Source organism: Streptomyces sp. NBC_01335, assembly GCF_035953295.1.
Classification (GTDB): domain Bacteria; phylum Actinomycetota; class Actinomycetes; order Streptomycetales; family Streptomycetaceae; genus Streptomyces.
In genome coordinates, this window is the sequence record NZ_CP108370.1 from 4020821 (window position 1) to 4042033 (window position 21213).

Below are 21213 nucleotides of genomic sequence, written 5' to 3' on the forward strand. Positions count from 1 at the left end.
AGGCCCGGGGTCTTCAGCCTCGGCGTCCTCAGGCCTGGCGGCGGACCTCGATGGTGCGGAAGCGGCCCGAGACGAAGGCGCCGTCGCAGAGGGCCGCGTTGGCCGCCGGGTTGCCGCCCGAGCCGTGGAAGTCCGAGAAGGCCGCCGTCTGGTTGACGTAGACCCCGCCGGTCAGGTTCAGCGACAGCTGGGCCGACTCCTCCAGGCAGACCTCCTCGATCGCGCGCTCCACCTCGGGCGAGGTGGTGTAGGCGCCGACCGTCATCGCGCCCTTCTCCCGGATCGTGCGGCGCAGCAGCTCCACCGCGTCGGCGACGGAGTCCACCGACACGGCGAAGGACACCGGGCCGAAGCACTCGGAGAGGTGGACGGGGTCGCCGCCGTCCGGGCCGGGCTCCTTGGCGAGGACCTTGACGACGACCGGCGTGCGCACCACCGCGTCGGGGAACTCCGGGTGCGCAACCTCGCGCGAGGCCAGGGCCACTTCGCCGAGGTCCGGGGCGGCTTCGAGCCGGCTCCGCACGTCCGGGTTGACCAGCGCCCCGAGGAGGGCGGTGGCGCGCGCGTCGTCGCCGAGGAGCCCGTCGACCGCCGCCGCGAGGTCGGCGACCACCTCGTCGTACGTCCTGGGGCCGGTGTCGGTGCTGATGCCGTCGCGGGGGACGAGGAGGTTCTGCGGGGTCGTGCACATCTGGCCGCTGTAGAGGGAGAGCGAGAACGCGAGGTTGGCGAGCATCCCGGCGTAGTCGTCGGTGGAGTCGATCACCACCGTGTTGACCCCGGCCTTCTCGGTATACACCTGGGCCTGACAGGCGTGGGTCTCCAGCCAGTCGCCGAAGGCGGTGGAGCCGGTGTAGTCGATGATCCGGACCTCCGGGCGCACCGCCAGCTCCTTGGCGATCCCCTCGCCGGGGCGCTCGGCCGTCAGCGCGACGAGGTTCGGATCGAAGCCGGTCTCGGCGAGCACCTCGCGCGCGATGCGGACGGTGAGCGCGAGCGGCAGCACGGCGCGCGGGTGCGGCTTGACGAGGACGGGGTTGCCGGTGGCGAGCGAGGCGAAGAGGCCCGGGTAGCTGTTCCAGGTGGGGAAGGTGTTGCAGCCGATGAGCAGCGAGACACCGCGCCCGACCGCGGTGAACGACTTCCGCAGCCGGAGCGGGTCGCGTTTGCCCTGCGGCTTGGACCAGTCGGCCCCGGCGGGGGTGCGCAGCTGCTCCTCGTACGCGTACGCCACCGCCTCCAGGCCGCGGTCCTGGGCGTGCGGGCCGCCCGCCTGGAACGCCATCAGGAAGGCCTGCCCGCTGGTGTGCATGACGGCCTGCGCCAGCTCGTGCGTGCGGGCGCCGATGCGCGCCAGGATCTCCAGGCAGACCAGCGCCCGCGCCTCGGGGCCCGCGTCCCGCCAGGCGGCGGTGGCGGCGCGCATCGCGGGCAGCAGGACGTCGGGGTCGGCGTGCGGGTACTCGATGCCCAGCTCGGGGCCGTACGGGGAGGTCTCGGCGCCCGTCCAGCCGTCGGTGCCGGGCTGGCCGAGGTCGAAGCGGGTGTGCAGGAGCGCGTCGAACGCCGCCTTGCCCTCGGCCATGCCGAGGCTGCCGGGCGCCCCGCCTTCGCCGTACGCCTTGGGGTGCTCCGGGTGGGGTGACCAGTAGGCGCGGGTCCGGATGGCGTCGAGGGCCTGGTCGAGCGTGGGCCGGTGGGTCTCGGACAGCTTCTGGAGGGAGAGCGCGGCGGCCATGGCGGACCAACTCCTCATCGAGCCGGGCGGGGACGTGCTGACGGAGTTAGATTAACCGAACGATCGGTCGGGACAAGGGGCCCCGGACAACCTGTGGACAACTCATGGGGGAGGATCGCGTTCATGACCACGGCCAAGCGGGACACGTACACCCCGGAGACGCTGCTCGCCGTCGCCGTGCGGGTCTTCAACGAGCGCGGATACGACGGCACGTCCATGGAGCACCTCTCCCGGGCGGCGGGCATCTCGAAGTCGTCGATCTACCACCATGTGGCGGGCAAGGAGGAGCTCCTGCGCCGTGCGGTGAGCCGGGCGATCGACGGGCTCTTCCGGATTCTCGACGAACCGGGCGCGAACCGGGGGCGCGCGGTCGAACGGGTCGAATACGTCACGCGCCGCACGGTCGAGGTGCTGATGGCCGAGCTGCCGTACGTCACTCTGCTGCTGCGCGTCCGGGGCAACACGAAGACCGAGCGGTGGGCGCTGGAGCGGCGCCGCGAGTTCGACCAGCGGGTGTCGGCCCTGCTGAAGGCGGCCGTCGCGGACGGGGACCTCCGGGCGGACGTGGACATACGGCTGGCCACCCGGCTGCTGTTCGGCATGGTGAACTCGCTGGTCGAGTGGTACCGCCCGCAGCCCGAGGGGGTCGTCGGCGGTACGGGTGGCGCCCCGGACGGGGTTCTCGGGGCGGACGACCTGCCGGGGACCGTCGTACGCCTGGCCTTCGACGGGATGCGTTCCGCCGGCCGGTGACGGTTCGGGCGACAGCCGGCCGTCAGCCGATTTCGGTGGGGCGGTCGGTGCGGCCGTGGCCGAGTTCGGTCTCCTCGAACACCAGCAGGGTGCGGGTGGAGAGCACCTCGGGAATGGCCTGGATGCGGGTGAGGACGAGCTCGCGCAGCGCCCGGTTGTCCGGTGTGTGCACCAGGAGCAGTACGTCGAAATCGCCGCTGACCAGCGCGATGTGGGTGGCGCCCGGGAGTGCCTGGAGCTCCTCGCGCACGGTCCGCCAGGAGTTCTGCACGATCTTGAGCGTGATGTAGGCGGATGCTCCCTGTCCGGCCCGCTCGTGGTCGATCCGGGCGCTGAACCCGCGGATGACCCCGTCCTCCACCAGCCGGTTGATGCGGGCGTAGGCGTTGGCCCGCGATACGTGCACCTGCTCGGCGACGGCCCGTATCGAGGCCCGGCCGTCGGTACGGAGGATGCGCAGGATGTCCCGGTCGATGGCGTCCAGCGGGCGGGCCGGCGGTGTCGGGCCGGACCCCTCGGCCATTCGTTCAGCTGCCATGCCCCCGGGCCTCCCTGTTGTGGACGAGCTGCCTCCATCCCAGGCTGTGGACAACCGTTTGTCCACAGGGCGAGGGGGGCTGTAGCCAAATTGCGCCCACGACCGAACAATCGGTAGGTGAGGCGCGTCACCCGGGCTCGCCCCGGGACGCGTCCACGTGCGACCGCCCCGACTCCGACGTACACCCCGACGTAGGGCGCGGGGCCCGGCGGGATTCCGTTCCCGGCCGGCCCGTGTGTCCGCCTCGTCGCCAAGGAGGTGCCTCTCATGACGGTCCAAGAGCTGCCCGGCGCGGCCGGCTACCGGCCGGTGCCGCCCCCGGCCTGGAAGCCGCTCACCGACCCCGCCCCGCTGCTCCCGGACCCGGAGCCGTACCGGGTACTGGGTACGGACGCGGCGGCCGGAGCGGACCCGCGGCTGCTGCTGAGACTCCACGCCGAGTTGGTGCGGGGCCGCCGGTACAACGCGCAGGCGACCGCGCTCACCAAGCAGGGGCGCCTCGCGGTCTACCCGTCCAGCACGGGCCAGGAGGCCTGCCAGGTGGCCGCGGCGCTGGTGCTGGAGGAGCGGGACTGGCTCTTCCCGAGCTACCGCGACACCCTCGCGGCGGTGGCCCGGGGGCTAGATCCGGTCGACGCGCTGACGCTGCTGCGGGGCGACCGGCACACCGGTTACGACCCCCGTGAGCACCGGATCGCGCCGCTCTGCACCCCACTGGCCACGCATCTGCCGCACGCGGTGGGGCTGGCGCACGCGGCGCGGCTCAAGGGCGACGACGTGGTGGCCCTGGCGATGGTCGGCGACGGCGGGACCAGCGAGGGCGATTTCCACGAGGCGCTGAACTTCGCGGCCGTCTGGCGGGCGCCGGTCGTCTTCCTCGTGCAGAACAACGGCTTCGCCATCTCGGTGCCGCTGGCCAAGCAGACGGCGGCACCGTCCCTCGCCCACAAGGCGGTCGGTTACGGCATGCCCGGCCGGCTGGTCGACGGGAACGACGCCGTCGCGGTGCACGAGGTGCTCGCCGCGGCGGTGGCGCTCGCCCGCGGCGGTGGCGGCCCGACGCTGGTGGAGGCGGTGACCTACCGCATGGACGCCCACACCAACGCCGACGACGCGACCCGCTACCGCTCCGGGGACGAGGTGGAGTCCTGGCGGGACCACGACCCGGTGCTCCTCATGGAGCGCGAGCTGACCGGGCGCGGCCTGCTGGACGAGGCCACCGCCGACGCGGTGCGCCAGGAGGCGGAGCGGATGGCGGCGGCGCTGCGGGAGCGGATGAACGCCGATCCGGTGCTCGACCCGATGGACCTGTTCGCGCACGTCTACGCGGACCGGACCGGACCGCTGCGCGAGCAGGAGGCCGGGTTGCGTGCCGAGCTGGAGGCGGAGAGCGCGTACGAGGACGCCGAGGAGCAGCGGGACGGCCACGAGCGGTCCGGCCACGAGCGGAACACGGAGGGCGGGCGATGACCACGGCGGTGCGGGCGCGGGCGGGGCGTACGGGGCCGGCCACGATGGCCCAGGCGCTGGGGCGGGCACTGCGGGACGCGATGGCGGAGGACTCCTCGGTGCACGTGCTCGGCGAGGACGTCGGCACGCTCGGGGGTGTTTTCCGGGTCACCGACGGTCTCGCGGCGGAGTTCGGCGACGAGCGGTGCACGGACACGCCCCTCGCGGAAGCGGGGATTCTCGGCGCCGCGGTCGGGATGGCGATGTACGGCCTGCGGCCGGTGGTGGAGATGCAGTTCGACGCGTTCGCCTATCCGGCGTTCGAGCAGCTCGTCAGCCATGTGGCCCGGATGCGGAACCGTACCGGGGGCGCCCTGCCGATGCCCCTGACCGTGCGGATTCCGTACGGCGGCGGGATCGGCGGGGTCGAGCACCACAGCGACTCCTCGGAGGCGTACTACATGGCCACCCCGGGGCTCCACGTCGTCACCCCGGCCACCGTGGAGGACGCCTACGGGCTGCTGCGGGCCTCGATCGCCTCGGACGATCCCGTGGTGTTCCTGGAGCCGAAGCGGTTGTACTGGTCGAAGTCCGACTGGTCGCCGGAGGCTCCGGCGGAGGTCGGACCCATCGGCCGGGCGGTGGTCCGCAGGCCGGGGACGAGCGCGACGCTGATCACCTACGGCCCGTCGCTGCCGGTCTGCCTGGAGGCGGCCGAGGCGGCGGTGGCTGAGGGGTGGGACCTGGAGGTCGTCGATCTGCGGTCGCTGGTGCCGTTCGACGACGGGACGGTCGCCGCGTCGGTGCGGCGGACCGGGCGCGCGGTGGTCGTCCACGAGGCCGCCGGGTTCGGCGGGCCGGGGGGCGAGATCGCCGCGCGGGTGACCGAGCGGTGCTTCCACCATCTGGAGGCGCCGGTGCTGCGGGTCGCCGGCTTCGACATCCCGTATCCGCCGCCGATGCTGGAGCGGCACCATCTGCCGGGGGTGGACCGGGTGCTCGACGCGGTCGCCCGGCTCCAGTGGGAGGCGACGCGCTGATGCCCACGGTGCTCGAATTCAGGTTGCCGGACCTCGGCGAGGGGCTGACCGAGGCGTTGATCGTGCGGTGGCTGGTGGAGATCGGCGAGGTCGTCGCCGTGGACCAGCCGGTGGTCGAGGTCGAGACGGCCAAGGCCCTGGTGGAGGTGCCGTGCCCGTACGGGGGCGTGGTGACCGCCCGCTTCGGCGAGGAGGGGGCGGAACTCCCGGTCGGCGCCCCGCTGATGACGGTCGCGGTCGCACCGGGCCCGGCGGGTTCCGGCTCGACGGCCTCGGCGTCGGCTCCTGCGTCGGGTTCTGCCCCGGCTCCGGCTGCCACCTCGGCCGCCTCTGCGTCGGCCTCGGCTTCGTCGGACGCTTCGGGGAACGTGCTGGTCGGGTACGGCACGGCCGCCCCGGCGGCCCGGCGGCGGCGGGTCCGTCCCGTGTCCGCGTCGTCCCCCGTCGACGCCGCTGCGTCCGTCGGGGCCGGTCCGGTCGGTCCGGTCGGGGAGGCCACCTCGGTCGTGGAGGCCGGTCCGGTCGCCTCGGCCAAGGAGGCCGGTCCGGTCGCGGTCATCTCCCCGCTCGTCCGCAGACTGGCCCGGCAGCACGGAGTGGACCTCCGGGAGCTGGCGGGATCGGGGCCGGAGGGGCTGATCCTGCGGTGCGACATCGAGGCGGTGATCGAGCGGGCGTCCGCGGTGGGCGGTGAGCCCGCCGCCGGCGCGGTGCGGGCCGCCGGTGCGGTGGAGGTCTCCGCACCCCCGAGGGACGGTGCCGTGGCCGGCGAGCGGATCGCGTTGCGCGGAGTACGGGGCGCGGTCGCCGACAAGATGGCGCGCAGCCGGACCGAGATCCCCGACGCGACCTGCTGGGTGGACGCGGACGCGACCGAACTGATGGCGGCCCGCGCGGCGATGAACAGGACGGCGGGTCCGAAGGTCTCGGTCCTCGCTCTGTTGGCCCGGATCTGCGCGGCGGCGCTGGCGAAGTACCCCGAGCTGAACTCCACCGTGGACACCGCCGCGCGGGAGGTCGTCCGGCTGCCCTCCGTCCACCTCGGGTTCGCCGCGCAGACGGACCGGGGGCTGGTCGTGCCGGTGGTCCGGAACGCGCACGCGCGTTCCGTGGACGCGATGGCGGCCGAACTGGCCCGGCTCACCGAGGCGGCCCGGGACGGGAAGCTGACTCCGGCGGAGCTGACGGGCGGCACCTTCACGCTGAACAACTACGGCGTGTTCGGGGTGGACGGCTCCACACCGATCATCAACCACCCCGAGGCGGCCATGCTCGGGGTCGGCCGGATCGTCCCCCGGCCTTGGGTCCACGACGGCGAACTGGCGGTGCGTCAGGTGGTTCAGCTCTCGCTCACCTTCGACCACCGGGTCTGCGACGGCGGCACGGCGGGCGGCTTCCTGCGGTACGTCGCCGACTGCGTGGAACAACCGGCCGTCCTGCTGCGGACCCTGTAGGCCAGGTCCGGCCCGGCTCGCCCGCTCGGTCTGCCTGCCCGGTGGGTTCATGCCCGGCCCGGCGGGCCCACGCCCGGGGCGGGCGCCCATACTCGTCGCATGACCGCCTATGACGCCATCGTCCTCGCCGGAGGGGCCGCCCGACGGCTCGGGGGAGCCGACAAGCCCGGGATCGGCGTCGGCGGCCGGGCGCTGCTCGACCGGGTGCTCGCGGCGTGCGCCGGTGCCGCGAGCACGGTCGTGGTGGGGCCCCGCAGAACCACGGTCCGGCCGGTGGTCTGGACCCGCGAAGCACCCGTGGGAGGCGGGCCGGTGGCCGCGCTGGGCGCGGGTGTGCGGGAGACCGCCGCCCCCTGGCTCGTGGTGCTCTCGGCGGATCTGCCGTTCCTCGGGGCCTCCACTGTCGACGCGTTGCTGGCCGCCGCCGAGGAGGGTGACCGGGAGGGTGCGCTGTGTACGGACCCCGACGGGCGGCGGCAGCCGCTGGTCGCCGTCTACCGCGCCGAACCGCTCCGGCGCGAGCTCGCCCTGCTCGCGACCGAGCACGGCGGCCTCGCCGGACTCCCGCTGCGCCTGCTGACGGCCGAGCTCGACCTGGCCGCCGTGGCCACACCGGGACTCGCCTCCTTCGACTGCGACACTTGGGACGACATCAGGGTGGCAAGGGCGCACATCAGGGAGCATGAGGCCGTGCTGGACGAATGGATCACCGCAGTCAAGACCGAACTGGGCCTCGAACTCGACGTCGACACCGATGTTCTGCTCGACCTGGCGCGCGACGCCGCACACGGGGTCGCGCGGCCCGCCGCCCCGCTCACCACTTTCCTCGTCGGATACGCGGCGGGTCTGGCGAGCGCGAACGCCGAACCCGGAGACGGGCCCCGGGCCGTGGCCGAGGCGGCCCGCAAGGCGACCGCCCTCGCCCTGCGTTGGGAAGCGGAATCGGGCGATGGCAAGGGAGCCGGAGCCTCGTGACCGGCCGGGAGCCCATCCCGGCGGCGGAGGCCCCGACCGTGCGGCTCTCCGGCAGGGGAGCGCCGGGGGAATTCTTCGTGCTTCCGGAGCTGGACGACTGCCCCGTGCCCGCGCGGAAGAGCTCCTCGGCGGAGGACGAACGGGCCGTGGAACAGGCCCTGGCCCTGGCCAACCGGGTTTCTCCGCACGAGCCTTCGCCCTACGACTCCTCGCGCCACGAACCCCCGGCTCCGGTGTCTCCTGAGCCGTCCGGAAGCACAGCGGGCGGATCCGCGCAGGACGTACCCGCCCGTGGGGGCCCGCCCGTGCACCGCTCCCCCACTGCGACCTGGGAGCAGGCCCGGGCGCTGGCCGTGCGCGCCGGACGCAGGGGCACGCATCGCGCGATCCGGCTGCCGCTCGACCGCTCCCTGGGCCATGTACTGGCCGAGGGGCTCGCGGCGCTGACCGATCTGCCGTCCTTCGACACCTCGGCCATGGACGGCTGGGCCGTCACCGGACCCGGCCCCTGGCACTTCCACGGCGGCACAGGACTGCTCGCAGGGGACGGCGGTCTGGGCCGACTGCCGGACGGCGAGGCGGTACCGATCGCCACCGGGGCCCGCATGCCCGTGGAGGCGACGGCGGTCATCCGCTCGGAGCACGCGGAGGTGGACGAGGCCAAGGGGATGCTGCACGCCCGGCGCGCGGTCGTCCCGGGCCAGGACATCCGGCCGCGCGCCCAGGAGTGCCGGACCGGCGAGCAACTGCTGGCGCCGGGAACGCTGGTGACCCCCGCGGTACTCGGCCTGGCTGCTGCCGCCGGGTACGACGCGCTCGTCGTCGTGCCGCGTCCCCGGGTGGAGGTGCTGGTGCTCGGTGACGAGCTGCTCACCTCGGGGCTCCCGCACGGCGGGCGTATCCGGGACGCGCTCGGGCCCATGCTGGGTCCGTGGCTGCGCGCTGCGGGCGCCGATGCCGCCGAGCCGCGCAGGCTGGGCGACGACCCGGAGGCGTTGCGGCGGGCGCTCACCTCCACCGACGCGGACCTGGTGCTGACGACCGGCGGTACGGCGGCCGGTCCGGTCGACCATGTGCACCCGATCCTCGCGGAGATCGGCGCCGAACTGGTGGTGGACGGAGTGGCGGTACGCCCGGGTCACCCCATGCTGCTGGCCAGACTGGCACCGGACGGCCCCTGGCTGGTCGGGCTGCCGGGCAACCCGCTCGCCGCGGTCTCCGGACTCCTCACGCTCGCCCTTCCGCTCCTCGGCGGGCTCGCGGGGCGCGTCGAGCAGGAGCCGTACCGGGCACCCGTACCGGAGGCGGTGCAGGGGCACCCGCACGACACCCGGCTCGTGCCCGTGGTGCATCGGGCCGGTCACGGAGGGACCCGGGACCACGCCGTACCGCTGCGCTACAACGGCCCCGCCATGCTGCGGGGGATTGCCACCGCCGACGGCATGGCCGTCGTGGAGCCGGGCGGAGTGCGGCCCGGTGCCGAGGTGGAGATCCTCGACCTGCCCTGGGCGTAGGGCCTTTCGTTCGGATCAGGCGGAGCTCGCGTGCCCCGTCCCGCGACCGTTTCACGTGAAGCGGTCGCGGGACGGGGCGGCCGACATCGGCGACGGCTCCGGTCCGGCGATCGGGTGTTTCACGTGAAACATGCGGGACGGATCACACGTACGAGCCGACTGGGCATCAGCGGGACGGCCCGGAACGGCTGATGGTGATGAGGCGGTCCTCGCGCTGAAGACTGGCGAGCGCGGGGTCCGTGTAGTCGAGCAGTCTCCTGTTGCGGAGCACCGCGACGATCAGATCGGCGCAGTCGCGCGGCGGGCGGCCGATCTCCTCCTCGGTCACCGCGCGTTCCCCGAGGTCCAGTCCGCTGCCGTGGGTCATCAGGTCCTCCAGGGTCCTGGCGACCGGCGGGCTGGCCATGGAGACCCCGAGCAGACGGCCGGCCGAACTGGAGCTGGTCACCACGGTGTCCGCGCCGCTCTGTTTGAGCAGCGGAACGTTCTCGTCCTCGCGGACCGCGACGACGATGGTGGCGTGCTTGTTGAGCTGGCGGGCGGTCAGGGTGATCAGGGTGGCGGTCTCGTCGCGCTGGGGGGCGATGATCACCCGGCTGGCGGTCGGTACCTCGGCCTTGAGCAGCGTCTCGGAGCGCGTGGCGTCGCCGACCACGGCCACCAGCCCGTCGTCCCCGGCCGCGTGTGCGGCCTTCTGCTGCGGGTCCACCACGACGATCTTGTCCTTGGTGATGCCCGTGGAGAGCAACGACTCGATGGCGTGACGGCCCTTGGTGCCGTAGCCGACCACCACGACGTGGTCGCGGGTGCGGGAACGCCACCGGTGGATGCGTACCTGCTGGCGGGTCCGCTCGGTGAGGACTTCGAGGGTGGTGCCGACCAGGATGATCAGGAAGAGCACCCGAAGGGGGGTGATGACCAGCACGTTGATGAGGCGGGCACCGTCGCTGACCGGGGTGATGTCGCCGTAACCGGTGGTGGAGAGGGTGACGGTCGCGTAGTAGACCGCGTCGAGCAGGTCGACGCTGCTGTCGGAGGTGTCGTTGTAGCCGGAGCGGTCTGACCAGACGATCACCACCGTCACCGCCAGTACCAGCAGCGCCATCGTCAGGCGTCGGAGCACCTGTTGGAGCGGCGGCAGTGCGCCCTGCGTCGGCATGGTGATGGCGCGGCTGGCCTCGGCGTCCTCCCGCGCGTCCGAGCGCGAGCGGTGCCAGAGGGTCCGCAGGATGGAGAACCTGCCCATCCTGGCTGCTGGTTGGTTCTCGTCCTTCAAGGCATGTCCTCTGGCGGCGGCGGGCAGGTGGTCACGTCGTGGCCCATGGTCGTGGATCGACGACGGGGACGGTGGCCGAAGTGCGTCGCACGTGCCGTGTCTCCACCAGCCGTGCACCGTCACCGGCGGAGAGAAGCGTAAGGGTTTCCGCACGGCGGTCCCGTCCCTCGTCCTTCCGTACCCTGAGAGCCGAGCCGTACCGCGCAGCCCGCCAGCCGGGGCAGCCCGCCGAACACCCGAGCGCCCGGACACCCGGGCCCGAACTTCCGAGTTCCTGAATCGCTGAATCGCTGGAGAAACAACGTGCGTGATCACAGTGTGGTCGTCGGTTTCGGTACGAAGGGTCGTTCGGCCGTGCAGACGCTCTGCGCGACCGGCCAGCGGAAGGACCGGATCGTCATCGTCGATCCGTCCGGCAAGGTGGTCGACGCGGTCAACGCCCAGGGGTTCACCGGGGTGCAGGGTGATGCCACGCGCAGTGAGGTGCTCCTGCGGGCCGAGGTCCAGAAGGCGCGTCAGATCATCATCGCCACCCAGCGCGACGACACCGCCGTCCTGGTGGCGCTGACGGCGCGGCAGCTGAACCAGGGAGCGAAGATCGTCGCCGCGGTGCGCGAGGAGGAGAACGCCCCGCTGCTCCGGCAGTCCGGCGCGGACGCCGTCATCACCAGCGCCAGCGCGGCCGGCCGCCTGCTGGGCCTCTCGGCGCTCAGCCCCAGCGCGGGCACGGTGCTGGAAGACCTCATCCAGCACGGCAGCGGCCTGGATCTCATCGAGCGGCCGGTCATAAAGAGCGAGGTGGGACGGGGCGTCCGGGAGACCGACGACCTGGTGGTGAACGTGGTGCGGGGACACCGGATGCTCAGTTACGACGATCCCGCCGCGAGCCCCTTGCAGATGACGGACCGGGTGGTGGTGGTCGTGCGCGCCTCCCCGCTGCCCTCGCCGCTGATCCCGAACCGGCCGCCCCAGGGCCCGCAGCGGCTGTAGGTGGTGTTCCGGCGGCGCAGCGGCTGCAGCGGCGGGGTACGGAGTAGCCTCGCGGCCATGTATGCGATCACGATCCCGGAACCCGGTGGCCCCGAGGCGCTCGTCTGGACCGAGGCGCCCGATCCCGTACCCGGCGAGGGCGAAGTCCTCGTGGAGGTGCTCTCCAGCGCGGTGAACCGCGCCGATGTCATGCAGCGCCAGGGTTTCTACGACCCGCCGCCCGGCGCCCCCGCGTACCCGGGTCTCGAATGCGCGGGGCGGATCACCGCGCTGGGCCCCGGGGTGAGCGGCTGGGCGGTGGGCGACGAGGTCTGCGCGCTCCTCGCCGGTGGTGGGTACGCGGAGAAGGTCGCGGTGCCGTCCGGGCAGCTGCTGCCGGTGCCCGCGGGACTCGACGTGGTGTCGGCGGCGGCGCTCCCCGAGGTGACGTCGACGGTCTGGTCCAACGTCTTCATGGTGGCGCACCTGCGCCCTGGCGAGACCCTGCTGGTGCACGGCGGTTCCAGCGGCATCGGGACCATGGCGATCCAGCTGGCCAAGGCGGTCGGTGCCCGGGTCGCGGTGACCGCGGGCAGCGCGGAGAAGCTGGCGAGCTGCGCGGAACTCGGCGCGGACATCCTGATCAACTACCGCGAGCAGGACTTCGTGGAGGAGATCCGCAAGGCGACGGACGGCGCGGGCGCGGACGTCATCCTGGACATCGTCGGCGCGAAGTACCTGGCGAAGAACGTCGAGGCGCTCGCCACCAACGGGCGGCTCGCCATCATCGGTCTCCAGGGCGGCGCGAAGGCCGAACTGAACCTGGGCGCCCTGCTGACCAAGCGGGCCGCCGTCACCGCGACGTCGCTCCGGGGCCGCCCGCTCGCCGAGAAGGCCGCGATCGTCGCGGCGGTGCGTGAGCACGTCTGGCCGCTGATCGAGGCCGGAGTGGTCCGCCCGATCGTGGACCGTACGGTGCCGATGGCCGAGGCCGCCGAGGGGCACCGGGTGATGGAGTCCAGCACCCACATCGGCAAGGTCCTGCTCCTGGCACCCGCCGCGAACCAGGCCTGACCGCGCCAACCAGGCCTGACCGGACGATCCGGGGGCCCGACCGCGCGAGCGAGACCTGACCGCGGGAACGAACCCCGGACCGCATGACGAGAGCCCGGCGCGACGAGAGCCCGGCGTGACGAGAGCCCGGCGTGACGAGAGCCCGGCGTGACGAGAGCCCGGCGTGACGAGAGCCCGGCCCCGCACATCTGATCGTGTGCGGGACCGGGCTCTTCCGGGTCCGGGCTCTGCGCGCGAGCGCGCGCTGGTCTGTGAAGTCTGGTCTACAGGTACGGGCCGGAGCGGATCGCCCCGTGCGGGTCTCCGCCCGACCCCTCGTCGTCGCCGGAGCCGGGGGGCAGGGCGCGCCGCATCTGCTCCAGCTGGGCGCGGGCCGCCATCTGCTGGGCGAACAGGGCGGTCTGGATGCCGTGGAACAGGCCCTCCAGCCAGCCCACCAGCTGGGCCTGCGCGATCCGCAGCTCGGCCTCCGAGGGGACCGACTCCTCCGTGAAGGGCAGCGAGAGGCGTTCCAGCTCCTCCACCAGCTCGGGCGCGAGACCGTCCTCCAGCTCCTTCACGGAGCTGGCGTGGATCTCCTTGAGCCGGACGCGGCTCGCCTCGTCGAGAGGTGCCGCTCTGACCTCCTCAAGGAGCTGCTTGATCATGCTGCCGATGCGCATGACCTTCGCGGGCTGTTCGACCATCTCCGTCACTGGGACCTCGCGGGACTCGTCGCCACTGGCACCGCCGCCGACAGCCATTCCGTCCTGTCCCACTACGAGGACCTGGGGGTGCTCCTGCGACCGGTCATTCCTCGGCATCTCCATGCCGCCATTGTCTCGCACATGCGCCGTACAGAAGGGTGGTGCCCCTTCTTGGGCTTGATCCACCGTCCCCTACGTATCTGAATGCGTGATCGGTCCCCCGAGACGACCCCCGAGACGACCCCCGAGACGACCCCCGAGACGACCCCCGAGTCGTTTCGAGATCTCAGTACACCTGGCCGGACGCGGATTCCGTTCGCCCGGTACGTACCGTCCGTGCCGTCAGTCGGCGCGGCGCATACGGGCGCCGAGGAAGGCCAGTCCGAGGCCGACCAGGGCGATTCCGCTGCCCAGGGAGAGCCGGCGGAGCCCCTCGGTGGCGCGCGTGCCCAGCGCGTGCGGACGAGTCGCCGGTGCGGGCTCCGAGGACGGGAAGAACGGCGCGGCGGAGGTGGAGGTGGAGGCGGACGGGGTGGCCGGGGTGGCCTCGTCTTCCAGTGCGGCGATGGCCTCGGCGAGCTCCTGGGGTGACAGCGGCCGTCCGGGGCGGACCCTGCCCTCCCCCGCGGGCCGCCCGGCGAACGGTCTCTCACCCTCGGACGGCGTGGCGAACGGCGTGACGGGCGGCGAGCCGGTCGGAGTGAGGAGCGACGGGCCGGTCGGAGTGAGGGGCGGCGGGGCGACGGGCGGGGTGGCGGTCGGAAGCGTGAGCGCGGCCCGCCCTGCCGGAGCCGGGACGGCGGCGGCGGAGGCCCCCGGGGCGGACGGTGAGGCTTCCTCCGGGGCCGGGGCCGGGGCCGGGGCCGAAGCCGGGGCCGGGGCCGGGGAGAACGACGACGACGGCGACGCGGCCGGCGAGGGAGGGGCCCCGTGGGGGAGGTGCGTGCCGGGCGCGCGGGAGAAGGCGGATCCGGCTGCCGGGGGCGCGGAGCCCGGGGGCGCGACGCCTGTACGAGGGGACGGGGAGGCGGCTGCGCCGGCCGTCGGGCCCAGCGCGGCGGTCATGGCGAGCAGGAGGGAGACCACCGACCTCGACGTCCACGGAGACCGCGGGGGAGGAGGACCTGGAGCCATGGGATCAGCGTCACACGCCCGCACATTCCCGGCATCCCGGATGGAGGGATGTCATCCGCCATGATGACGGCGGACCCACCTGCCACCCGAACGGCCGATCCGGGCCCCGCACGAACGGGCGATCCGGTCCACGCACGAACGCCCGACCCCGGCCACGCACGGACGGCCGACCCGGCCCGGCCGGAAGGACGCCGAAAGGACACCGGAAGGACTGGGCTCAGGAAGACAAGGACTGGGCTCAGGAAGGACCGGGCTCAGGATGGGCCCGGTTCAGGAAGGGTCCCCCGTGGAGACGCTCAGCTCGATGTGGGCGTTCTCCGGGTCGATGGCCGTGCCGGCGGTCGGGAACTGCTTGACGATCTGGTCCTCGGCATAGGTGTTGCCGGGCTCCTCGATCACCTTGAGGGTCCACCCGGCGGCGTCGGCGCAGGCCTTCGCGGAGAGCAGGTCCTTGTAGACGAAGTCCGGCGCGGAGACCTTGTCGGCGTCGCGGACGTCCGTCGGCGGCTCCGTGCATTCGTCGGTGTCCATCGTCCGGTTGCGCTCGGGGGCCTTGTGCTCCCCGGCGACCGCCGGCGCGCTGCTGCCGGAGGCGTCGGTGGGCCCCGGTGCCGGGTCCTCGCCGTCGCCTCCGCCGAGGAGGAGCGTCGCCGCTATCAGGCCGACGACGACGATGCCGGCCACGGCGACGGAGCCCATGACCACCGGGTTCCGCCGGGACTTGCCGTTCCCGCCACCGGCGCCCGTACCGCCGACGCCCGTGACGCCCATGCCCGGGCCGCCGACGCCCACCTGTCCGGCGGTCGGGGAGGTCGCCGCCACCGCGTACGGCGGCGGGGTCTGCTGGTACGCCGGAGGGGCGGCCTGCGGGTAGCCGTAGCTCGGCGCCGGGGTCGGGGCGCCGTACGGGCCGGGCTGCTGCTGGTGTGCCGGGTACGGGGTCTGGACGCCGTACGGGCCGGGCGGGGCCTGCTGGTCGACCGGCGGGAAGACCGTCGCGCCGACGCCGGACCCGCTGTTGGTGGGACCTCCGGCGACGATTACCGGGGCGGCGGCCTGGCCCGAGGCGTTCAGCACCCGGAAGATCTCGTCGCGCATCGCGGCGGCGCTGGGGAAGCGTTCGTTCGGGTTCTTCCGGAGCGCGCGGGCGACGAGCGCGTCCACCGCGGGGGTGACCGCCCGGTTGATCGTGGACGGGGCGGCCGGCTGCTCCTGCACGTGCGCGTAGGCGATGGCGAGCGGCGACTCGGCGTCGAAGGGGAGACGCCCGGTGAGCAGCTGGAAGAGCATGATGCCGACCGAGTAGAGGTCGGAGCGGGCGTCCACGCCGCGGCCGAGTGCCTGCTCGGGCGAGAGGTACTGGGGCGTGCCGACGACCATGCCGGTCTGGGTCATCGAGGTGACGCCGGACTGCATGGCGCGGGCGATGCCGAAGTCCATGACCTTGACGACGCCACGCTTGGTGATCATGACGTTGCCGGGCTTGATGTCGCGGTGGACGAGCCCCATCTCGTGGCTGGTCTCCAGGGCGGCCAGCACGTCGGCGGTCACCTTGAGGGCCTTGTCCGCGGGCATCGCGCCCTGGGTGGCGATGTCCTGGCGCAGCACCGAGCCGAGCGGCAGGCCCTCCACGTACTCCATGACGATGTACGGCATCAGGGCGCCGCCGAGTTCGTCCTCGCCGGTGTCGAAGACGGAGACGATGTTGGTGTGCTGGAGCTTCGCGACGGCCTGGGCCTCGCGGCGGAACCGTTCGCGGAAGGACTGCTCGCGTCCGAGTTCGGTGTGGAGGGTCTTGATGGCGACCTGGCGGTCGAGCGCCGCGTCGTAGGCGAGGTAGACGGAGGCCATGCCTCCTTCGCCGAGCAGATCGCGGAGCTGGTACCGGCCGCCGGCGACGGCTCCGCCCGCATAGCGGCCCTGCGAACCGTCCTGGCTCATGACGTGCTCCCCCTCGGCGCGCCGTTGGCGCCTCACCCCGATGTCGCGGGAATCGCGGAAATTGCTCCGAAGCTTCGGTGAACAGAAACTTCGGTGAACAGAGGCCGCAGGGCCCCGGGAATCCGCGAAGATCCGTACTACGTGCTCAGTCTGCCCGAGGGGTGGGACACGTCAAGCCACGTGCCGGTTCCGTGACCCTGACCACACGAACCGTCTCGGAAGCGTTACAGGAACTGCCCGGAATGTGCGCGTGCGCCACGCCCGCCGATCGGATGACCGGTTTCGCTCCGGACCGAGGGGCGCGGTGGAGGCTGTAGCGTGGCGTGGCAATGCAGCCGTCCAGTCGGCTGTTGCAGGAACCAGGCACCGTGAGGACCCGCGGACGCGCGGACAGATACGACGGCGAGGACTGATGGCACCCGATTCCGAAGCAAACGGCGGCGGAGTCTCGGATGGCACCGACTCCTGGGGCGTCGGCGGCGTCGTCGGGGACGGCCGTTACCGGATGACCCACCGCCTCGGCAGGGGCGGAATGGCGGAGGTCTACGCCGCCGAGGACGTGCGTCTGGGACGTACCGTCGCGGTGAAGCTGCTCCGCTCCGATCTCGCCGAGGACCCGGTGTCCAAGGCGCGGTTCACCCGTGAGGCGCAGTCGGTGGCCGGGCTGAACCACCACGCGATCGTCGCCGTGTACGACTCCGGCGAGGACGTCGTGGGCGGTCAGACCGTCCCCTACATCGTGATGGAGCTGGTCGAGGGCCGCACCATCCGCGAGCTGCTGATCAGCGCGGAGGCGCCGCCGCCCGAGCAGGCGCTGATCATCGTCTCCGGTGTGCTGGAGGCGCTGGCCTACTCGCACCAGCACGGCATCGTGCACCGGGACATCAAGCCCGCGAACGTCATCATCACGAACTCCGGCGCCGTCAAGGTCATGGACTTCGGCATCGCCCGCGCGCTGCACGGCGCGCAGTCGACGATGACGCAGACCGGCATGGTCATGGGCACCCCGCAGTACCTCTCCCCGGAGCAGGCGCTCGGCAAGGCCGTCGATCACCGCTCCGACCTGTACGCGACCGGCTGTCTGCTGTACGAACTGCTGGCGCTGCGGCCCCCGTTCACCGGTGAGACGCCGCTCTCCGTGGTGTACCAGCACGTCCAGGACATCCCGGTCCCGCCGTCCGAGGTCTCGGACGGGGTGCCGCCGGAGCTGGACGGTCTGGTGATGCGGTCGCTGGCGAAGGAGCCGGACGACCGGTTCCAGAGCGCGGAGGAGATGCGCGGGCTGGTCCAGTACGGCCTGCAGATGCTCCAGGTCCAGGGCGGTCACACCGGTACGTGGAACACCGGGCCGGTCCTCGGGTACGACGGCGGCCACACTCCGGCGCAGGGTTTCGCCGGTTCCACCCAGGTGATGGGGGCCGGCGGCTACGGGGCGCACGGGGACACCTCGCAGGGGCCGATCCTGCCCCCGATGAACCCGGACGACGGCGGCTACGGCGGCTACAACAACGGCGGTTACAACGGCGGCCAGGGCAACGGCGGTGGCAAGAGCAAGATGTGGCTCTTCGCGGTGCTGGCGCTGGTCGCGATCGGTATCGGGGTCGCGATCGCGGTCAACGCGGGGGGCGGCGACGACCCCGGAAAGGGCCGGGTGGAGCCGACCACGTCGAGCTCGCCGTCCCCGGACGAGACCTCGGCCGAGCCGAGCGACGAGCCGACCGAGGAGTCGCAGGCGCCCGAGGACTCCTCGGGCGGGCAGTCGCAGTGGTCCCAGGACCCGACCTGGACGCCGACGCCGACCGACACGCAGCCGTCGTACACCCCGAAGCCGACCCAGACGACGGAGGCGCCCGCCACGTCGAACGGCGGGGGAGCCGGGGAACCCACGGGCGACACGTCCACGGAGCCGACCGCGGACCCGACGGACGACGGTACGGGCGGAGACCAGGCGGGCGGTACGGGCGACACCGGTACCACCGCCGAGCCCACCGGCTCCGCCGAGTCCGCGGGCGCGGAGGGGCTCATCCCCTGACCGAGCCGCGACGACCGGAACCGGGGTCGCGACGACCGGAATTGATGCCCCTGTTGAGCGCCCCGCCCACCCCGTGCGGGGCGCTCACCCCGTGAACGCCTCGTTCACCGCCTCGTACTCCCGGGTCCACCACACCACCAGGGCCGACACCGCAGGGAACTGCGGGTCGGCCCTTCGGTCTCCCAGGGCATAGCGCCAGTGCAGTATCCAGAAGTCGTTGAGCCGTTCCCACCAGACCCGGTGCACCGCGGCGGCGAGTTCCGCCGAGCTGACTCCGGCGGCCTCGCGGTAGGCGCGGGCGTACGCCTTGACCTTGTCGAGTTCCAGTTTTCCGGCCGGCTGGACGAAGAAGATCGCCGCGGCGCGGACCGCCTCCTCGGCGCGGGGCTGGACGCCGAGCCGGTCCCAGTCGACGATCGCGACGGGGTCGGCGCCCCGGTAGAGCAGGTTCAGCGGGTGGAAGTCGCCGTGCACCCAGCCGTGCGCCGGGCCCACGGGGGTGGGCGGGCGGCGGTGGGCGTGGCGTTCCAGCAGGGCCCGGCGTTCGACGAGGCGGTGTACGGCGAGCTCGTCGAAGGCGTCCAGCGGGGTGTCGCGGGGGCGCACGCCGCGTGCGGCGTCGAGCAGTTCGTCGATGAGGGCGAAGGTGTCGGCCGGGTCCGGGCTGCCGTGTCCGCGCCGTGCGGTCGGGGTGCCACTGCCGGGGCCCATGACCTGTTCGAGACCGGTGTGTACGGCTCCGAGGAGCGCCCCGAGACGCTGGGACTGGTCCGGGGTCAGCTGGGCGCCGATGCGGTGGCGGCCGTCGACCCAGGGGTGCAGGGCGAAGCAGTGGCCGTCGATGACGGTGACGGTCTCGCCGTCGGCGTCGGCCAGCGGCGGTGCGACGGGGACGCCGATCGACTGGAGGCGCATGGTGGCCCGGTGCTGGCGGGCGATGAGGGAGCGTTCGCCGGTGGCGTCGTCCAGGTGCTGCTTGTCGAGGTGGTGCTTGAGGAAGTACGCGCCGCGCGTGGTGGAGACGCGGTATCCGTGGTTGAGCAGTCCCTTGGTGATCGGCTCGCAGGCGAGCGGTTCACCGACCGCGGGATAGCGGCGCATGACCTCGCCGACCGGAGGCTGGGGAGGGTGGGTTACATATGAGCGCGGCACTTACCAGATGGTAGATCACCCCACGTGCCCCGGATGCGGACTTGAAATCCAGCCCAGAGTGTGCAGTGAGACGAACTGCGGGTGCAGCCGGAGGTAGACCGGAGCGAAGGTCTCACCGTTGACCTCGGCGGGCAGGGTGCCGAAGCGGGCGCGCTGGGCGCGGGAGGGTTCCAGCAGCTCGGCGGTGCCGGTGACCTGCGCGGCCCACAGGTCCTGGTCGCCCGGGGCGGCGGTGTTCAGGTTGTCGGCCCCGTAGGCGACGACGCTGCCGTCGCAGGCCTCGTGGTGGCCGAGTCCGCCGTGCATGCGCAGCACGAGGTGCCCCTCGTGCACGATGTGGCGGGCGAGGGCCAGCAGCGGGAGCGCGCGCCTGCTGGTCGCCAGCCGCCCGTACGGGACCCGGTTCAGCAACTCGATGGCGCGCGATTCCTCTGGAGACATTCCTCCACTGTCCGTTGGGGCCCGGCCCGTCCGTAAGGGTCCGGGGCCCCGGGCGCACCGGGTCCAAGGTCCCCAGTCCGCGACCGGGTCTCCCGATGCCGGCCCTTCAGCGGCCCGCCTGCCTTCGGCGCGCTTCTCAGCGCTCGCCCTCGGCCTGGATGCGGGCGACGTACGCGGCGGCCTGCGAGCGGCGCTCCATGCCGAGCTTCGACAGGAGGCTGGAGACGTAGTTCTTGATCGTCTTCTCCGCGAGGTGCAGGCGCTCGCCGATGACCCGGTTGGTGAGTCCCTCGCCGATCAGGTCGAGGATCTTGCGCTCCTGCTCGGTGAGGTTGGCGAGCTTGTCGTCGCCCTTGCTGTCCTTGCCGTCGCGGAGCCGGGCCAGCACGCGGGCGGTGGCCGCCGGGTCCAGCAGCGACTTGCCGGCCGCCACGTCGCGTACCGCGCTCAGCAGCTCGTTGCCGCGGATCGCCTTGAGCACGTACCCCGATGCACCGGCCATGATCGCGTCGAAGAGGGCCTCGTCGTCGGCGTACGAGGTCAGCATCAGGCACTTGATGTTCTCGTTCTGGGAGCGGATGTCCCGGCACACCTCCACCCCGCTGCCGTCCGGCAGGCGCACGTCGAGCACGGCCACGTCCGGGCGGGTGGCGGGGATGCGGACCAGGGCGTCGGCGGCGGTCCCGGCCTCGCCGACGACCTCGATGTCGTCCTCCACCGCGAGCAGGTCGTGGACGCCCCGACGTACTACCTCGTGGTCGTCGAGTAGAAATACGGTGATTTTTCCATCTTCGGACACATTTGCAGTCTCACACACTCCACTCCGCTCCGCCCTTCCCTGCGCCGGTCCCCCGGGATAACGTGCCGTTGTTCCGGCCGCCTGCGAGGCTGTTACCAGTGCTGTGACCAGCGAGAGTTCGGGTTTTTCGCGATTTACTTGGAAATCCAAGCAAAATCGCAGGTCAGAGAGGGTTTCGCGTATATGCGGCCCACTGGGTAACGTGCCTCTGACAGGGCGCTCGCCGGGGCACCTGTCACGCCTGTTCC

General features: G+C 72.6%; 17 protein-coding genes and 1 pseudogene. 9 read left to right on the forward strand and 9 right to left on the reverse strand.

What is annotated here, in order from left to right; genetic code table 11:
* Nucleotides 1–28: 28 nt before the first annotated feature.
* On the reverse strand, nt 29–1738 hold the full coding sequence (gene paaN, locus OG599_RS17235; protein ID WP_327176852.1) for a phenylacetic acid degradation protein PaaN: 1710 nt from the start codon (nt 1736–1738) through the stop codon (nt 29–31).
* Nucleotides 1739–1861: 123 nt separating this feature from the next.
* On the opposite strand from paaN, the gene OG599_RS17240 reads away from it, so the two are divergent.
* Complete coding sequence (locus OG599_RS17240; RefSeq protein WP_327176853.1) at nt 1862–2491, forward strand: TetR/AcrR family transcriptional regulator; 630 nt, start codon at nt 1862–1864, stop codon at nt 2489–2491.
* Nucleotides 2492–2513: 22 nt separating this feature from the next.
* On the opposite strand, the gene OG599_RS17245 is transcribed toward OG599_RS17240, so the two are convergent.
* Nucleotides 2514–3029, reverse strand: coding sequence for an Lrp/AsnC family transcriptional regulator (locus tag OG599_RS17245; protein WP_327176854.1), 516 nt, complete (start codon nt 3027–3029; stop codon nt 2514–2516).
* A 267-nt stretch (nt 3030–3296) separates the two neighbouring features.
* On the opposite strand from OG599_RS17245, the gene OG599_RS17250 reads away from it, so the two are divergent.
* The 5 genes from OG599_RS17250 (at nt 3297) to OG599_RS17270 (ending at nt 9461) form a co-directional block, all read left to right on the forward strand.
* Nucleotides 3297–4499, forward strand: coding sequence for a thiamine pyrophosphate-dependent dehydrogenase E1 component subunit alpha (locus OG599_RS17250; RefSeq protein WP_327176855.1), 1203 nt, complete (start codon nt 3297–3299; stop codon nt 4497–4499).
* Nucleotides 4496–5518, forward strand: a complete 1023-nt coding sequence (locus tag OG599_RS17255; RefSeq protein ID WP_327176856.1) for an alpha-ketoacid dehydrogenase subunit beta — start codon at nt 4496–4498, stop codon at nt 5516–5518. The genes OG599_RS17250 and OG599_RS17255 overlap by 4 nt, the downstream gene beginning before the upstream one ends.
* Nucleotides 5518–6972 (forward strand): dihydrolipoamide acetyltransferase family protein, encoded by a 1455-nt coding sequence (locus tag OG599_RS17260; protein WP_327176857.1) that lies wholly within the window; start codon nt 5518–5520, stop codon nt 6970–6972. The genes OG599_RS17255 and OG599_RS17260 overlap by 1 nt, the downstream gene beginning before the upstream one ends.
* A gap of 99 nt (nt 6973–7071) precedes the next feature.
* Entirely contained in the window at nt 7072–7947 is an 876-nt protein-coding gene (locus tag OG599_RS17265; RefSeq protein WP_327176858.1) for a DUF6457 domain-containing protein, read from the forward strand.
* Entirely contained in the window at nt 7944–9461 is a 1518-nt protein-coding gene (locus tag OG599_RS17270; protein ID WP_442809444.1) for a molybdopterin molybdotransferase MoeA, read from the forward strand. Before OG599_RS17265 ends, OG599_RS17270 begins: the two co-directional genes overlap by 4 nt.
* 166 nt (nt 9462–9627) lie before the next feature.
* Here the strand turns inward: OG599_RS17270 and OG599_RS17275 are convergent, their stop codons facing one another.
* Nucleotides 9628–10707, reverse strand: a complete 1080-nt coding sequence (locus OG599_RS17275; protein ID WP_442809685.1) for a potassium channel family protein — start codon at nt 10705–10707, stop codon at nt 9628–9630.
* A 312-nt stretch (nt 10708–11019) separates the two neighbouring features.
* On the opposite strand from OG599_RS17275, the pseudogene OG599_RS17280 reads away from it, so the two are divergent.
* Together OG599_RS17280 and OG599_RS17285 are read left to right on the forward strand one after the other, a co-directional pair.
* Nucleotides 11020–11727: pseudogene (locus tag OG599_RS17280) on the forward strand (potassium channel family protein); the annotation flags it as partial.
* 57 nt (nt 11728–11784) lie between these two features.
* Nucleotides 11785–12780: an NAD(P)H-quinone oxidoreductase gene (locus tag OG599_RS17285; protein ID WP_327176860.1), complete on the forward strand. Its 996-nt coding sequence runs from the start codon at nt 11785–11787 to the stop codon at nt 12778–12780.
* A gap of 263 nt (nt 12781–13043) precedes the next feature.
* Here the strand turns inward: OG599_RS17285 and OG599_RS17290 are convergent, their stop codons facing one another.
* From OG599_RS17290 to OG599_RS17300, 3 genes are all read right to left on the reverse strand, one after another.
* On the reverse strand, nt 13044–13589 hold the full coding sequence (locus OG599_RS17290) for a bacterial proteasome activator family protein (protein WP_327176861.1): 546 nt from the start codon (nt 13587–13589) through the stop codon (nt 13044–13046).
* A 219-nt stretch (nt 13590–13808) separates the two neighbouring features.
* Nucleotides 13809–14552, reverse strand: a complete 744-nt coding sequence (locus tag OG599_RS17295; protein ID WP_327176862.1) for a hypothetical protein — start codon at nt 14550–14552, stop codon at nt 13809–13811.
* A 318-nt stretch (nt 14553–14870) separates the two neighbouring features.
* A complete protein-coding gene (locus OG599_RS17300; RefSeq protein WP_327176863.1) occupies nt 14871–16541 on the reverse strand; it encodes a protein kinase domain-containing protein in 1671 nt (556 codons plus the stop codon).
* A 412-nt stretch (nt 16542–16953) separates the two neighbouring features.
* Here OG599_RS17300 and OG599_RS17305 point away from each other — a divergent pair, with 412 nt between their 5' ends.
* Complete coding sequence (locus OG599_RS17305; RefSeq protein ID WP_327176864.1) at nt 16954–18573, forward strand: protein kinase domain-containing protein; 1620 nt, start codon at nt 16954–16956, stop codon at nt 18571–18573.
* Nucleotides 18574–18657: 84 nt separating this feature from the next.
* Here OG599_RS17305 and OG599_RS17310 read toward each other — a convergent pair whose 3' ends face one another.
* From OG599_RS17310 to OG599_RS17320, 3 genes are all read right to left on the reverse strand, one after another.
* Entirely contained in the window at nt 18658–19674 is a 1017-nt protein-coding gene (locus tag OG599_RS17310; protein ID WP_327180073.1) for a phosphotransferase, read from the reverse strand.
* 66 nt (nt 19675–19740) lie between these two features.
* The gene (locus OG599_RS17315; RefSeq protein ID WP_327176865.1) at nt 19741–20166 is read right to left on the reverse strand and encodes a pyridoxamine 5'-phosphate oxidase family protein; all 426 of its coding nucleotides are present in this window, start codon (nt 20164–20166) and stop codon (nt 19741–19743) included.
* Between the two features lie 136 nt (nt 20167–20302).
* On the reverse strand, nt 20303–20965 hold the full coding sequence (locus OG599_RS17320) for a response regulator transcription factor (RefSeq protein ID WP_327176866.1): 663 nt from the start codon (nt 20963–20965) through the stop codon (nt 20303–20305).
* Nucleotides 20966–21213 lie beyond the last annotated feature (248 nt).